The sequence below is a fragment of the Paenibacillus sp. SER-28 genome (genome assembly GCF_052906305.1).
On the sequence record NZ_JBRECM010000008.1, the window covers coordinates 38,638 to 52,870 of the forward strand.

The window sequence follows — 14,233 nt, forward strand, 5'->3', positions numbered from 1 at the left end:
ATCTTCTCCCCCATACGATCTATTTTACTGTATTACAGAAACGCCCGCACTTTTATTCTTTCGAAAGAATGGTCTATAATAGAAATAGTTACATAATACGAGGAGGAACATAAAATGATTATTATTCATGCCGATATGAAAGTTTTACCTGAAAAAAGAGAGGCTTTTTTGCAACAAACCGAAGGGCTGATCAGCGCATCCCAAGCTGAAGAAGGCAATGTACGCTACACGTTAATGCAGGATCTGAATGATCCCAACGCATTTACGATGGTTGAAGAGTGGAAAGATGCTGCTGCTGTAGATTTCCATAATAATTCTGCCCATTTCCAGGCATTTGTTGCCGCGGCTAAAGAATTGTTGGCTGCTCCGCTTCAAGTGAATGCTTTTCAGGATGCAACTAAACTGTAATCATCCCGTTGGATCATTCATAATCAGGAACAGGAGGAATAGACATGGGGAACATTGCGGATACAACTGTACTGAATAACGGAGTTCAGATGCCTTGGCTCGGTTTTGGTACTTACAAGGCGGAAGGCAATGAGGTCTACGAAGCGGTCAAAACAGCTATTGAGGTCGGTTACCGTCACATTGATACAGCGGCGATCTACGGTAACGAGGAACTGGTTGGACAAGCCATTCGTGATAGTGGGACGTCTAGAGAAAATCTGTTTGTAACCACCAAGCTATGGAATCAGGATCAGGGCTACGATTCAACACTGCGTGCCTTTGAGGAAAGCCGTAAGCGGCTGGGTCTGGATATCATTGATCTGTATCTCATTCATTGGCCTGGCAAGGATAAGTACAAGGAAACCTGGAAGGCATTCGAACGACTGTATGAAGAAGGAAGCGTACGCGCTATCGGAGTTAGTAACTTCCAAGTTCACCATCTCGAAGACCTCCTCAAAGACAGCAACATGGTTCCTGTCATCAACCAAGTGGAGCTTCACCCTCGTCTGACTCAACAAGAACTGCATCAATACTGCCGGGAGCACCAGATTCAGCTTGAATCGTGGAGTCCACTGATGAAGGGGAAATTAACCGAGCAAGCGGACATCGTTGAGATTGCTGCCAAATACGGTAAAACCTCTTCGCAGGTTATTTTGCGTTGGCATCTGGATCGGGGGATTGTGACGATTCCCAAATCTGTAACCCCGCATCGTATTCGCGAAAATGCTGATTTATTCGACTTTGAATTGACGGCTGAGGATATTGAACGAATCAATGGTCTTCATCTTGATGAGCGTGTAGGCACGCATCCCGATAAGCTGCTGTTCTAATATTAAAGATTAAATGTACAAAGAACCTCCTATTCTACGTTAATCGTGGATGGGAGGTTCTTTTTTTATTTATGCATTGGGATCATCTCATACGCTTTTGTCCGTTTGGACAGAGTTACCACGTCCTGTATCCTACTGTTGATTTAATTTGCGATGCAGGAGGAAGGAGTAGAGGATGGGGGTGACGACGGATATACCCAGCCCGGTGAGAAAAATGACCGTCCCGGCCACTCCACCGACCCATGCCGCTACCAAACCCGAAGCACCACCGAGCATCATCATAGGTCCGCCGAAACGGTGCGTTTTACGCCACACCTCGGGGTTAGACAGAGTCCACGGCGTGCGGATACCGAAGGTATAGTTCGGCTGTACCTGAGTCAGAAAATTACCCATCACCAGCAGCAGCAGGCCTATTATCCCTAAAATTACAGAATTCATTTGCAGTCGTATGTTCAGGTTATACAGCAGCATTCCCCAACCAGCTATAGCGAGGATCAGGGAAGTACCTATACGCGTAACTTCATAGGCTTTTGAAAATTTCTCATAATTTGCTCTGTTGGGGTCCATGTAGCGGGCTAATCGAATGACCAGTGGTACTAGACCCAACAGCACGAGCATGATAATAGAACCACTTTTGCTCATATACCCGTCTGCTGTATTGTCAAAGCTAAAATGAGAGGCCAGCACATCGGGAAGTTGGTTATACAGTAGTAAAGCGCCTATAGCAGGTGATAAGGCAATCAAAGTCGTCAAAACATCCGTCAAGCTCCAAGGTGTTCGCAATTTCATTCAGATTCCTCCGCATCCTTAATATGATTCACATTTTTCTTGGCAGGGGTATCAGAGTGGGCGATACTGAACATCCAACCGATGACATCCGCCACAACCGTTGTATGCAGGGTGTAGATAATGTTTTGCCCCTGTCGTTCATCCAGCACCAGCCCAGCCTGCTTCAGGATATTGAGATGGTGGGAGATACTGGGCTTACTAATTTGAAAATGTTCAGCCACTTCGCCTGCGCTCATACTTTTCTCCTTTAAAAGCTGTAAGATTGTACGCCGGGTCGGATCAGCCAAAGCTTTGAAGGCATCGTTCAAAATACATTTCCTCCTTTAGATATTTAGATAATATTCTAAATATCTAACATCATAGTAAAATAGAGCTATACTACATGTCAATGGAACAAGTCATCATTTTAGAAAAAAGATTTAGATCAGACTCATTAGGTTTGTAAAAGGCAGCGAAGTTGGCTATAATTAATTTATAATAAAAATAAGAATCTTAATTTAAAGAAAATTGAGGAGGAAATATAAATGAAACACGTATTTCGTAAAGGAACTCATCCGCAAGCCCCAGTTATTTTGCTGTTGCATGGTACAGGCGGGAACGAACAAGACCTGATACCTTTGGCTGAGATGGTAGCACCGAGAGCTTCTGTATTAGGCGTGAGAGGAAATGTGCTGGAAAATGGGATGCCGCGTTTCTTTCGCCGTTTGGCAGAAGGAGTGTTCGACATTGAGGATCTCGTATTTCGCACCAAAGAATTGAGCGAATTTGTGGATACAGCTGCAGAGCAATACGATTTTGATCGTAATAACGTGGTGGCTCTTGGCTATTCCAATGGTGCAAACATAGCCGCCAGCATGCTCTTTCACGATGCAAAAGCGTTACGTGGAGCTATTTTACACCATGCAATGGTGCCGTTGCGTGGGCTGGATTTGCCCGCTTTGAATGGTATCCCTGTATTTTTATCTTCCGGTGAGAATGATCCCATTGTTCCGATTTCGGAATCTCAGGAGCTGCAAGCATTATTGGAAGGGGCCGGAGCGCAGGTGGAAGCATATTGGGAACGCAATGGTCATCAATTGACGCGGACTGAAGCCGAAGCCGCAGGAAAGTGGTTTGGGGAGCATTTTAATGCATAAAATGATCCGATAGCGATCAAGCTACGGATTAGCGCTCTACTGAGCGACCCCATTATTAGGAGGCGACAAACGAATGGCAAAACCAGATAATCGAGCCGACAATGTTGAACATTTGCAACAAAGTATTCAGAACACACAGCAGAACCTGCATGAAGCTGAAGGATATCTAAACGAATTTTCCTCTGAAATCAGCAACGAGGAGCGTAAGCAGATCGAAGAAAAAAATAATCGTCGTAAAGAAAGTATTAGATCATTTCGGGAAGAAGTGAAGGACGAAGCAGCACATTCGCAAGAATAATTTAAAAAGCGCGACCCAATTCCGAGTTTCAATTGGAATTGGGTCGTTTTTTTATGCAAAAATCATCATAGCCTCATACAATTCATTTTCCCCCTATAATGCAAGGGGGACGCTAATCTGCATTGAAAATAAATATTTTATAAATAATGTTGTTGTAAACTAATTTGTATTGATGTTAAATAATAAAAGAAAGCGCAATCATTTATGAATTAGGATTTCATCATGCGAAGGGGGAAGGATATGCTGCTGCGAAGAAAAAGCATGGCTTTGATGCTTATGGCGGTGGTTTTGATGGCTGGATTGCTGCAAGGCTGTTCTTTCAAGACCGATGAAAAGGATGGGCCGGGAACAGAACTTGTATTATGGACGTTCAATGAACTGCATGAGAAGTTTTTTCTGCAAATGGCTGACCAATGGAACCAACAGCACCCTGATGAACTGATTAATTTGAAAGCGAATACATTCCCCTATGACAACCACCACAGCAAGCTGTCGATTGCGCTGCAATCAGGGGTGGGAGCGCCGGATATCGCGGATATCGAGGTGAACAAGATCGGTAATTTCCTCAAAGGGATACCGCAACTGGTCCCACTCAATCCGGTGATTGACCCAGAGATCAAAAACATTGTGCCTTCCAGAGTACAGATTTACGGTAAAGACGGGAAGTATTACGGTATTGATTTCCATGTCGGGGCCGAAGTGATGTATTACAATAAAGAAATTTTGGATCAGGCGGGGGTAGACCCGGATTCCATCGTCACCTGGGCAGACTATGCTGCTGCAGGCAAGCAAGTGCTGGCGAAAACAGGCAAGCCGATGGCGACCCTGGAAACGAATGACCTGTGGAACTATTGGCCGATGATCTCCCAGCAGAATTCGGATTTTCTGGATGACAAGGGCGAGTTAACGCTGGATAACGAAACGAATATTAAAACACTCGAGTTTCTTCAGCAGATGGTAAAAGACAAAATCGCTATTCCCGCACCAGGCGGCGGGCACCACATGGAGGAATACTACGGATTTATGAACAAAGGTGGGGCCGCTTCGGTATGGATGCCGATGTGGTATATGGGACGTTTTACGGATTACATGCCTGACCTAAAAGGTAAAATTATCATCAGACCCATGCCAGCGTGGGAAAAAGGCGGTTTTCGCTCAGCGGGTATGGGCGGAACCGGAACAGTAGTCACAAACCAATCAGAGCACCAGGATCTGGCGATGCGCTTTCTAGCCTTTGCCAAGCTATCCAAGCAAGGGAATGTGGAGATCTGGAAGCAGCTTGGTTTTGATCCCATCCGCAGTGAAGTGTGGACCATGCCGGAAGCCAAAGCCAAAAATAAATTTACGGAGTATTTCGGAACGAATATTTTTGACACGCTCATCGAAGTCAAAGATGAAATCAATGCGGTGCATATCGGACCGAAAACACCTGATATTGCCAGTGCTGTGCGCAATAAAATACTTTATCGGACACTACAGAATGGCGAAGATCCAGCCACGGTGCTACATGAGCTGGCAGATGAACTGAGATAGACCCCAACAGGAAAGGGAGTGAGATTCATGGCAACGCCCGTTCATACGAACGCTAATGTACCGACAGGTCAGCCGCCACAACCTCAGCGTCCGACCAGAAGCCGATGGAGTCGCTTTATTCATTCCAGCCGTACGGCACCGTATGTGTTTGTCCTTCCATTTTTACTGTCCTTTGCGCTATTTTTTGCCTATCCAGTCATCTCGACGGTCATTATGAGCTTTCAGGAAGTCCTCCCAGGGATAACAACTTATGTTGGACTGGAAAATTATAAGGACTTAATCAATCCTACGTTTGGAAAGGCGATATTGAACAGCGTACTGTATACGCTGCTTACACTAGTCGTGCTGATTCCTCTGCCGCTGGTATTGGCAGTATTGCTGAATTCGCCTAAAATGCCGGGCAGAGGGTTGTTTCGCTCCGTGATGTTTATACCTGCACTAACCTCGGTGGTGGTAGCAGGAACGATCTTCCGCCTCATGTTCGGGGAATTGGATGGTTCGCTGATGAACTCCCTGTTGGGGGTATTCGGTCTGGAGCCTTACAAATGGCTAATGAATGCGAACACCGGCTTTTTAGCGTTGATTGTGCTGGCCTTGTGGAGATGGTTGGGCGTAAATATGTTGTACTACATGTCGGGACTCCAGAACATTCCTCCTGAGTTGTATGAGGCTGCGCAGATTGATGGAGCCAGTCGTTTCGATTCATTTTGGCGGATTACGATTCCTATGCTGAAACCAGTAACGATCTACGTATTTACGATTAGCATTTATGCGGGGTTGTCCATGTTCACGGAGAGCTACATGTTGTGGAACGGAAATAACTCCCCGAACGATATTGGTTTAACAATTGTTGGCTATCTCTATCGCCAAGGTCTGGAGCAGAACAGTATGGGCTTCGGAGCTGCAGTGGGCATTGTATTGCTCGTATTTACACTAGTGCTGAACCTGATCCAGCTCAAATTTTTCGGCATGTTCCGGAAGGAGGATTAAGCGATGGCTCAGAAACAAAAAGGCTCGTTATCCGCATTGCTCGTTGTCCTATTCATTCTGTTTGCCGGGTTTGCCCTGTTTCCGCTATTTGCTGTGACGCTTGCCTCGTTCAAGCCATCGACGGAGCTATTGCGCTACGGATTGAATCTTAAGCTGGAGTGGGACATCATGTCCCTGAAAAACTATGCGTTCATCTTTCAGGGGACGACGGATTATTTTCAATGGTACTGGAACAGTATTGTCATTACCGTCTTGTTTACGGTGTTATGTCTGATATTGTCCGCGATGGTAGGCTATGGTCTGGAGATGTACCGTTTTAGATTGAAAAATGTGATTTTCACACTGGTGCTGGTTGTGATGATGATCCCGGTAGAAATTATCATGCTGCCGCTCTACAAGCTAATGATCGGCATGAAGCTGATCAATACGGTATGGGGTGTAATTCTACCATTTGTCGTTGCGCCGATCCCGATCTTTTTCTTCCGTCAATATTTGAGTGGTGTTCCCAAGGACTTCATGGATGCTGCGCGGGTTGACGGCTGTTCAGAATATGGCATTTTCGTACGGATTATGATGCCTCTGATGGCGCCTGCATTTGCGGCAATGGCTATCTTGCAGGCGATGAACAGTTGGAATAACTTCCTCTGGCCGATGATTGTATTGCGTACCAACGACATGCTGACACTGCCAATTGGACTGTCCAGTCTGCTGACGCCATATGGCAACAATTATGATGTGCTGATCGCGGGGTCCGTTTTGGCTATTTTACCGATTCTCGTCGTGTTCCTGTTCTTCCAGCGTTACTTTATTGAAGGGATGACGGCAGGCGGAGTAAAAGGATAATCGGAAAGGTATTAAATAGAGCAACGGAGTACAAGAAATGTGCAACGTCAGAAAAGGCTGATCGGGCAGTGTCCCGGTCTGCCTTTTTTTAGATTTGATTGATTTTCATTCTCATTTTCATGACGATCATCTGCACAAGCTATGGGTAAACGTGGTATGATATTTGAAAGATTTCAAATACAGAAATATTCAGGCGGAGCGTGGAGAACCTATGGAACCAACAGAAACCCAGAAAACTGACCCGGCCATGGCGTCAGCCGTTGGCATGGAGGATATTGTACGAGCGCATCATATGCTGCGTGAGGTGATTGTACGTACACCTTTACAGAGGGATGCCGTCCTATCGGCCAAATATAACTGTAATGTGTATCTGAAAAGAGAGGATCTCCAAGTCGTGCGGTCCTTTAAAATCCGTGGAGCTTACAACATGATCCGCAGCTTGACCCCTGAGCAAATGGAAAAAGGCATCGTGTGTGCGAGTGCGGGGAATCATGCGCAAGGTGTGGCTTTTTCATGTAATGCACTTGGTATCCACGGTAAAATATTTATGCCGAGTACAACGCCTAATCAGAAGGTGAAGCAGGTTCGTCGCTTTGGCGGTAACAGTGTAGAGGTCATTCTGACTGGAGACACGTTTGACGATGCTTATGATGAGGCCATGAAGGTGTGCAGCGAGCAGGCAATGACCTTCATCCATCCGTTCGATCAGCCGAAAATTATTGCGGGCAATGGTACGATTGCGATGGAAGTGATGGAGAGCCTAGATACACCTATGGACTATGTGTTCGTAACGATTGGCGGCGGCGGTTTGGCGGCAGGCGTAGGTACGTATGTTAAAACCGTGAGTCCGTCCACCAAGGTAATTGGCGTGGAGCCCCTCGGCGCGGCGTCGATGACGGAAGCGATGCGTTTGCGCAAGGTCGTTACACTGGATCAAATAGACAAGTTTGTTGACGGAGCTGCGGTGAAGCGTGTGGGTCAGCTGACATACGATATTTGTAAACATACCTTGGACGATATTGTGAAGGTACCGGAAGGCAAAGCATGTACCGCGATTCTGGAACTGTATAATGAAAATGCGATTGTTGTGGAGCCTGCGGGTTCACTGCCTGTGGCAGCACTTGATCTGTATCGCGAGCAAATTCAAGGCAAAACGGTTGTCTGTATCGTCAGCGGTGGTAACAACGATATAGATCGTATGCAGGAGATTAAGGAACGGTCCCTAATTTACGAAGGACTGAAGCATTATTTTATGGTGAATTTCCCGCAAAGAGCCGGGGCACTGCGTGAGTTTCTACAGGATGTGCTTGGACCGGACGACGATATTACTAGGTTTGAATATACGAAAAAGAATGATAAGGAAAATGGACCAGCTCTGGTCGGCATTGAGCTGTTCCACAAGGAAGACTATCTTCCTTTAATTGAACGAATGAACCGCAAGGGGCTTAAATATACGGAACTGAACAAAAACGAAAATCTATTTAATATGTTAATTTAAAAAGGAGCCTACGGGCTCCTTTTTATGTATAATGCATAGTTTATAAATTTCTTTTTATTTGAAATAAAGCGTTTACAAAAGTGAATGTGATAGGTTAATATATGGGTAACTTCATAAGTATAAACACTAATGTAATAGGTGTGTCACCTGAATTTCATTATAAGATACTCATTCGGAGGTGCGAAGGAATGTTGAAAGCATGGAAAAAATCAGTACAGAGTAAATTGACCCGAACGGCGTTTGCTGCTGTAACCTCGGCTGCTTTAATGCTGTCAGTGATGCCATCTGCATCCGCAGAGCATTGGGCGTTAACTGGCGATGTAGCAGTGCATGATCCGTCCATTACGAAGGAAGGCAACGCATGGTATATTTTCTCCACAGGGCAGGGGATACAGGTTCAAAGATCGGACGACGGACGCAATTTTTACAGATTGCCGCAAATATTCCTGTCGCCGCCATCATGGTGGAAATCGTATGTACCTAAGCAAAAGCCTAACGATGTATGGGCACCGGATGCTCAAAAGTATAATGGACGGGTATGGCTGTACTATTCCATTTCTACTTTTGGTGCCCGGACCTCGGCTATCGGACTAGCCTCCGCAACGAGTATTGGCGCGGGGAGCTGGAGAGATGATGGACTAGTGCTGCGTACGACGGATGCTAACGATTACAATGCCATTGACCCGAATCTCGTCATTGACGCTTCAGGTAACCCGTGGCTTTCCTTTGGTTCATGGAATTCAGGCTTGAAAGTGACTCGACTGGACAAAAATACGATGAAGCCTACGGGCCAGATCTATTCTATCGCCAAGCGTACGGCTGGTGGTTTGGAAGCTCCACATGTTACATACCGCAACGGCTATTATTATCTGTTTGCTTCCATTGATAACTGCTGCAAAGGCGTAGACAGTAATTACAAAATCATTTACGGTCGCTCTACTAGTATTACCGGACCGTATGTGGACAAGAGCGGCAAAAGCTTGATGGATGGCGGTGGAACGATACTGGATGCGGGGAATGACCGTTGGAAGGGACCGGGTGGACAATCTGTCTATAACAACAGTGTGATTGCACGTCATGCCTATGATGCCACTGATGGTGGAAATCCAAAGCTTCTGATTAGTGATTTGAAATGGGATTCGGCAGGTTGGCCTACGTACTAAACAGAGGGATGCTTGAAGTCATCAGTATAGCGATCTCACATAGATATAGCCAAAAACTGTTCCCCCTAAGGGGGAGCAGTTTTTGGCTTGCAATGTCATAGAAACATGCTATTATGTATCAAGTTGATAATAATTATCATTATCGTTATGAGAGCCGTGATGATTTTCAGGTACGGAGGGAGTGACCTCACCAAATGCAGTCTAAAGACAGCATGGACAAACATACAGATCTGACAGAGAGGGAAGTTCCTAAAGTAGTCATAACAGCACCTCCAGTTCTTCGAGCGGGTAGGATTCGGCAGGCGTTGTTGTTCACAGCTTCGGCTGTATTGTTGGCCTTGGCCATATTCGCCGCGATTTCTCTCGGAGCCAAGGACTTGACCGTAAGCACCGTGTGGTCGGCAGTATTTCACTATGATCGTTCGCTAATGACACATCAGATCATTCACGAGCTGAGATTACCGCGTGTACTGGGTGCCGCTGTTATTGGAGCTGCGCTGGCGGTGGCAGGCTCTCTGATTCAGGGTATTACACGCAACCCGCTGGGAGATACAGGTGTGCTGGGCATTAACGCAGGAGCGATGTTTGTAGTTGCTGTGAGTTTTGCCTTTTTCCCCAATCTACCTTATGGGACGTTAATTGTATTGTCGTTCCTGGGGGCGCTGATGAGTACCTTACTAGTATTTGGTCTGGGAGCATCTGCACCGGGAGGATTGACACCTATGAGATTGACGGTGTCTGGAGCTGTGACGGCTGCCTTGTTAGGTTCCATGACTTCGGGGATTGCGATTTATTTTGATCTAAGTCAGGATTTAGCCTTCTGGTATGCGGGTGGTGTAGCCGGGATTAAATGGTCGCAGCTTGAGATTCTTGCACCGATTTTACTTATGGTGATCGCCTGGTCTATGGGGCTGGCACGTTCCATTTCGCTGATTTCGATGGGCGATGAGGTGGCGTTAAACCTTGGGTTGAATCTCAGGCGTATCCGGCTTTTGGGTCTGCTGACTGTAGTAGTACTGGCTGGACTCTCTGTATCGGCTGCCGGAGCCATCGGCTTTGTAGGTTTGGTTATCCCACATATTGCTCGCAAGCTAATTGGTGTGGATTATCGCCAGATCGTGCCGCTGTCTGCGTTATTGGGAGCCGCGTTACTGGTGCTGGCAGATTTGGGAGCGAGAATGGCAAATCCACCAGAGGAGCTAGCTATCGGAATTATGGTGTCTTTTATCGGAGTACCCTTTTTCCTCTTTCTCGCCCGTAAGGAAAGGAGGGATTTATAGTGAGACGCTCTTTAGGGACCGGGGATACAAGGACGACAAAGGCTTGGCTCGTTTGTTTGGTATTGGCGGGGATCAGCTTTGCCGTCCTTGTTTTGGGTTTGAATACCGGAACGATTCGTATTCCACCGCTACGCGTGCTGGATACGTTGTTTGGCGGTGGCAGTGGACGTGATCATATCGTTCTGTTCGAGTATCGTTTGCCTCGTATCGTTGTAACGGTGCTGGCTGGAGCGGGACTAGGCGCAGCCGGGGCGGTCATGCAAGGCTTGTCACGGAACGCACTCGCTGATCCCGGAGTTCTGGGACTTCACGCAGGGGCTGCGTTGGGGCTGGTAATGTTCGTTAGCTTTTTTCGCGATCTGGACGGATCTGCCGCCGTTCTGATCCCCTTGTTTACCTTTGCAGGAGGTGTCATTGCGGCCGTGCTGATTGTTTTGTTGTCCTATAGCCGCAGCAGAGGAATCGTGCCCGTGCGTCTGATTTTGTCCGGCATCGGTGTAGCCTCGGGTCTTAGCGCCATAACGCTGTATTGGTCGTTGCGGTTGGATGAGGATACGTACGCATTTACTGCACGTTGGTTGGCTGGTAGCGTTTGGGGCCGGGACTGGATACATGCAGCGGCTTTGCTGCCTTGGATAGTCATTGTTTTACCCTACGTTCTGTCGCAGACGCGTAGTCTGAACAACCTGTCGTTGGGCGACGAGACCGCAGCTGGAATCGGCACAAGTGTGAAGCGCCAGCGCCTATTACTGCTGGGCGCAGCCGTGGCTCTATCCAGTGCCAGCGTATCCATGGCCGGAGGCATCGGTTTTATTGGGCTGATTGCACCTCATCTGGCTCGTCGTCTGGTTGGGCCGATGTACCAGCATTTGCTGCCAGTAGCTTGTTTGGTCGGGGTCGTCATTCTGGTCACCGCAGATACGATTGGGCGTTCGGTGTTTCAGCCGAATGCGATTCCCGCAGGTGTAGTGGTTGCTGTGGTAGGAGCTCCGTATTTTTTATTCCTGCTGTCCCGAACAAAATGACAGAAGGATCAGGTACATATGAAATCATATGGTGCAAATGATACAACCCGCTGAAATTAAAAACTAAGTAGAAGCCTTCTATATTGATCGTTATAATGTAGAGTTTCTGTAGCATAGGAGAGAGTAATCATGAGAAAACACAAATTTGAGGGTTCAGGTTTTAAACGTTCATGGATAGTCACAACTCTTGTTGTATGCATGATCATGCTGTCCGCTTGCGGACAAGCAGCCGACAAGCAGGCTACCGATACGAAAGCGGCTGGCAGTGCGCAGACAACCATTAGTGCGGATTCGCGTATTGCTTCGATGTCTATTCATTTGACGAACAACCTGCTGGCATTGGGCATTACTCCGGCTGGTTCGGTCATTGGCGGAGATGTGAAGGATTTTCTGCCCCATGTAAAAGATCGTCTTCAAAATACCCGTAAGCTAGGTGTTGTCACAGACCCGGATATGGAAGCGGTACTGGAGCTTCAACCTGATCATATTTTCTTGGACAAAAAATATTCGGGAACCGATGTGGCCAAATTTGAAAAAATTGCGCCAACCGAAGTTTTTGATCTGGATGAAGGCACATGGAAGGATCAATTGAAAAAAATAGCCGTTATGGTCAAACATGAAGCACAGGCAGACGCATTTCTAAAAGATTATGATACACAGAAGGAACGAGTCAAAAAGCTGATTCATTCAAAAATTGGGGACGGAACGGTTATGGCTGTACGTGTGACGGCGAAAGAGGTCCGTGTTATGGGGATGAAGCGTCCGGTAGGGCCGCTGTTGTATCAGGACTTGGGCTTGAAGCCAGCCAAAGGTGTAGAAAAGATCAACAAGGCTTATCAGGTTGTTTCCCAAGAGGTTTTACCGGATTATGATGCTGATGCGATCCTTGTTATCATCAGTAAAGGCGCGGATGCCCAAAAGGTATACAAGCAGCTGGAAGGAAATACAGTATGGCAAGGTCTAAAGGCGGTGAAGCAAGGGCATGTCTACATGTTGGACGGACAACCTTGGCTGGACTATTCCGCGATGGGACATAAAATTGCTCTGGATAATGCAGAACAACTATTTTCCAAATAAGTTCTAAAGTATATCAAGCCGTATTCCCCCCATGCAGCTTCTTGCAGGCCAGGAATACGGCTTTTTGGCGTGTAAGTCGGTTGCCTGATCGAAATGAAAAGGAGCTGCTGCGATCCAAAATGAGGCAGCTCCATATAATGAGAATTGTGGGCTATGAACGTTTTTTACGCAGAAAAATTGGTTTGAGTCCAATAAATCCAATGGCGGCGAGAATTAAATTCGCCCAAGGTGAGATTCTGAATACTGGCAGTACACTGCGCAGCGCCAGTCCGGCGACAAGAATCACGACAACTAACACAACATACATCAAGATGGATTTAAGATTCATCTGGGGCTTTACAGGGGCATGGTCTGGCTGTTGTGTCTCCTCGCCTTCTTCGGGACGGTCCATAAAATTCATCAAAGCTTCAACGAGTAGAATGGCTCCTGCGGCGATGATGATAAGGGTGGATAGGCTGATTTTTTCAAAGGGTTTGATATCCCCACCTGTAAAGGTGACAAACCATCCGATAATTGCCTGTGTCAAGAAAAACATAGATAAGGCAATCCATGCAATAAGCGTATAATTTTTTGCTTTATTCATTTCTTCCTCCTGCTTTATGAGCGTATCCCGGGCTGATGGAACCGCCATTTCGTAACAAAGACAGTATACGTGAGGAAGCGTCGGATGGCAAAAGACTTTATCTATAAAATGTATATTACCGCTGCATTCTCCTCAAACTGGATACAGGGTGAGCACATAGAGCAACCTGAATATAAACGTTAAGAGGGTGTGGCATCATGAAACTGGAGAACCAGGCAGATTATTCAGTCCAAAAACGACTGGCAAACGCTTCGAACGGGAATAGCGGGGTGGCCTCGTCTACAAATGTGAGTCACCGGAGCGTTCAAGGATCATCTCCAACGTACCGTATACTGGACGATATCGAAGTGGCTGAGGATACAGAATTTGCGGGTGAACTAGGTGCACAGAACTACCGCAGCCTGTGGCATGAGGATGAACATAACGGCGCCTCTTGTAAGCTGGAGTGGGAGGGACGAACGAAGACCCACCAAATGTTTAGGAACAGCTACGAATAACGAATGTCTACTTTAATGTAGTGGATTCACTCTAATAAGTGTAGTATAGCGTTCTCCGGAATCGCATCGGGGAGCGCTATTTGTTTACTTTTTTTACGATGTGAACTGACAGGTTGACAAGGAAGCAGGGCGATGATAGACTGACTTTACTATAAAATCTTATTAAACTTATCGGAATTAAAGTGAATGAATATCCTGGATGGATAGTCCACGTTACGATATGAGTTTGAATTCATAAATGTGT

At 46.6% G+C, this 14,233-nt stretch carries 16 protein-coding genes; 13 read left to right on the forward strand and 3 right to left on the reverse strand.

Going from position 1 to position 14,233, the window contains the following annotated elements:
* Nucleotides 1-114 precede the first annotated feature (114 nt).
* Both ACUYLD_RS18030 and ACUYLD_RS18035 read left to right on the forward strand, forming a co-directional pair.
* On the forward strand, nucleotides 115-408 hold the full coding sequence (locus ACUYLD_RS18030; protein WP_250259376.1) for a putative quinol monooxygenase: 294 nt from the start codon (nucleotides 115-117) through the stop codon (nucleotides 406-408).
* 44 nt (nucleotides 409-452) lie between these two features.
* Nucleotides 453-1,277, forward strand: a complete 825-nt coding sequence (locus ACUYLD_RS18035) for an aldo/keto reductase (RefSeq protein WP_235307288.1) — start codon at nucleotides 453-455, stop codon at nucleotides 1,275-1,277.
* Between the two features lie 132 nt (nucleotides 1,278-1,409).
* On the opposite strand, the gene ACUYLD_RS18040 is transcribed toward ACUYLD_RS18035, so the two are convergent.
* Nucleotides 1,410-2,066 (reverse strand): SdpI family protein, encoded by a 657-nt coding sequence (locus ACUYLD_RS18040; RefSeq protein ID WP_254351178.1) that lies wholly within the window; start codon nucleotides 2,064-2,066, stop codon nucleotides 1,410-1,412.
* Nucleotides 2,063-2,374 carry an autorepressor SdpR family transcription factor gene (locus tag ACUYLD_RS18045; RefSeq protein WP_061830867.1) on the reverse strand — a complete coding sequence of 104 codons (312 nt, stop codon included), beginning with the start codon at nucleotides 2,372-2,374 and terminating at the stop codon, nucleotides 2,063-2,065. The genes ACUYLD_RS18040 and ACUYLD_RS18045 overlap by 4 nt, the downstream gene beginning before the upstream one ends.
* Nucleotides 2,375-2,590: 216 nt before the next feature.
* On the opposite strand from ACUYLD_RS18045, the gene ACUYLD_RS18050 reads away from it, so the two are divergent.
* The 10 genes from ACUYLD_RS18050 (at nucleotide 2,591) to ACUYLD_RS18095 (ending at nucleotide 12,909) form a co-directional block, all read left to right on the forward strand.
* Nucleotides 2,591-3,202 (forward strand): alpha/beta hydrolase, encoded by a 612-nt coding sequence (locus tag ACUYLD_RS18050; protein ID WP_446675653.1) that lies wholly within the window; start codon nucleotides 2,591-2,593, stop codon nucleotides 3,200-3,202.
* A gap of 73 nt (nucleotides 3,203-3,275) precedes the next feature.
* The gene (gene tlp, locus ACUYLD_RS18055) at nucleotides 3,276-3,500 is read left to right on the forward strand and encodes a small acid-soluble spore protein Tlp (protein WP_013308822.1); all 225 of its coding nucleotides are present in this window, start codon (nucleotides 3,276-3,278) and stop codon (nucleotides 3,498-3,500) included.
* Nucleotides 3,501-3,740: 240 nt separating this feature from the next.
* Nucleotides 3,741-5,033 (forward strand): ABC transporter substrate-binding protein, encoded by a 1,293-nt coding sequence (locus tag ACUYLD_RS18060; RefSeq protein WP_235307292.1) that lies wholly within the window; start codon nucleotides 3,741-3,743, stop codon nucleotides 5,031-5,033.
* A 27-nt stretch (nucleotides 5,034-5,060) separates the two neighbouring features.
* Nucleotides 5,061-6,023, forward strand: a complete 963-nt coding sequence (locus tag ACUYLD_RS18065; protein ID WP_023987071.1) for a carbohydrate ABC transporter permease — start codon at nucleotides 5,061-5,063, stop codon at nucleotides 6,021-6,023.
* Nucleotides 6,024-6,026: 3 nt separating this feature from the next.
* Complete coding sequence (locus tag ACUYLD_RS18070; protein WP_029517136.1) at nucleotides 6,027-6,866, forward strand: carbohydrate ABC transporter permease; 840 nt, start codon at nucleotides 6,027-6,029, stop codon at nucleotides 6,864-6,866.
* A 211-nt stretch (nucleotides 6,867-7,077) separates the two neighbouring features.
* Entirely contained in the window at nucleotides 7,078-8,364 is a 1,287-nt protein-coding gene (gene ilvA, locus ACUYLD_RS18075; protein ID WP_061830889.1) for a threonine ammonia-lyase IlvA, read from the forward strand.
* Nucleotides 8,365-8,552: 188 nt separating this feature from the next.
* Nucleotides 8,553-9,527: a glycoside hydrolase family 43 protein gene (locus ACUYLD_RS18080; protein WP_190298636.1), complete on the forward strand. Its 975-nt coding sequence runs from the start codon at nucleotides 8,553-8,555 to the stop codon at nucleotides 9,525-9,527.
* A gap of 260 nt (nucleotides 9,528-9,787) precedes the next feature.
* Nucleotides 9,788-10,807: a FecCD family ABC transporter permease gene (locus tag ACUYLD_RS18085; protein ID WP_446675720.1), complete on the forward strand. Its 1,020-nt coding sequence runs from the start codon at nucleotides 9,788-9,790 to the stop codon at nucleotides 10,805-10,807.
* Nucleotides 10,807-11,832, forward strand: coding sequence for a FecCD family ABC transporter permease (locus tag ACUYLD_RS18090; protein ID WP_442436594.1), 1,026 nt, complete (start codon nucleotides 10,807-10,809; stop codon nucleotides 11,830-11,832). The genes ACUYLD_RS18085 and ACUYLD_RS18090 overlap by 1 nt, the downstream gene beginning before the upstream one ends.
* A 129-nt stretch (nucleotides 11,833-11,961) precedes the next feature.
* Complete coding sequence (locus tag ACUYLD_RS18095; protein WP_254351174.1) at nucleotides 11,962-12,909, forward strand: ABC transporter substrate-binding protein; 948 nt, start codon at nucleotides 11,962-11,964, stop codon at nucleotides 12,907-12,909.
* A gap of 151 nt (nucleotides 12,910-13,060) precedes the next feature.
* Here the strand turns inward: ACUYLD_RS18095 and ACUYLD_RS18100 are convergent, their stop codons facing one another.
* On the reverse strand, nucleotides 13,061-13,492 hold the full coding sequence (locus tag ACUYLD_RS18100) for a hypothetical protein (protein WP_165179482.1): 432 nt from the start codon (nucleotides 13,490-13,492) through the stop codon (nucleotides 13,061-13,063).
* Between the two features lie 197 nt (nucleotides 13,493-13,689).
* Here ACUYLD_RS18100 and ACUYLD_RS18105 point away from each other — a divergent pair, with 197 nt between their 5' ends.
* Entirely contained in the window at nucleotides 13,690-13,989 is a 300-nt protein-coding gene (locus ACUYLD_RS18105; protein WP_446675654.1) for a hypothetical protein, read from the forward strand.
* Nucleotides 13,990-14,233 lie beyond the last annotated feature (244 nt).

What these genes read in the sequence shown, in the direction of transcription:
- ACUYLD_RS18030 (WP_250259376.1), top strand. Translation starts at nt 115, where the DNA reads ATGATTATTATTCATGCCGATATGAAAGTTTTACCTGAAAAAAGAGAG.
- ACUYLD_RS18035 (WP_235307288.1), top strand. Translation starts at nt 453, where the DNA reads ATGGGGAACATTGCGGATACAACTGTACTGAATAACGGAGTTCAGATG.
- ACUYLD_RS18040 (WP_254351178.1), bottom strand. Translation starts at nt 2,066, where the DNA reads ATGAAATTGCGAACACCTTGGAGCTTGACGGATGTTTTGACGACTTTG.
- ACUYLD_RS18050 (WP_446675653.1), top strand. Translation starts at nt 2,591, where the DNA reads ATGAAACACGTATTTCGTAAAGGAACTCATCCGCAAGCCCCAGTTATT.
- tlp (WP_013308822.1), top strand. Translation starts at nt 3,276, where the DNA reads ATGGCAAAACCAGATAATCGAGCCGACAATGTTGAACATTTGCAACAA.
- ACUYLD_RS18060 (WP_235307292.1), top strand. Translation starts at nt 3,741, where the DNA reads ATGCTGCTGCGAAGAAAAAGCATGGCTTTGATGCTTATGGCGGTGGTT.
- ACUYLD_RS18065 (WP_023987071.1), top strand. Translation starts at nt 5,061, where the DNA reads ATGGCAACGCCCGTTCATACGAACGCTAATGTACCGACAGGTCAGCCG.
- ACUYLD_RS18070 (WP_029517136.1), top strand. Translation starts at nt 6,027, where the DNA reads ATGGCTCAGAAACAAAAAGGCTCGTTATCCGCATTGCTCGTTGTCCTA.
- ilvA (WP_061830889.1), top strand. Translation starts at nt 7,078, where the DNA reads ATGGAACCAACAGAAACCCAGAAAACTGACCCGGCCATGGCGTCAGCC.
- ACUYLD_RS18080 (WP_190298636.1), top strand. Translation starts at nt 8,553, where the DNA reads ATGTTGAAAGCATGGAAAAAATCAGTACAGAGTAAATTGACCCGAACG.
- ACUYLD_RS18095 (WP_254351174.1), top strand. Translation starts at nt 11,962, where the DNA reads ATGAGAAAACACAAATTTGAGGGTTCAGGTTTTAAACGTTCATGGATA.
- ACUYLD_RS18100 (WP_165179482.1), bottom strand. Translation starts at nt 13,492, where the DNA reads ATGAATAAAGCAAAAAATTATACGCTTATTGCATGGATTGCCTTATCT.
- ACUYLD_RS18105 (WP_446675654.1), top strand. Translation starts at nt 13,690, where the DNA reads ATGAAACTGGAGAACCAGGCAGATTATTCAGTCCAAAAACGACTGGCA.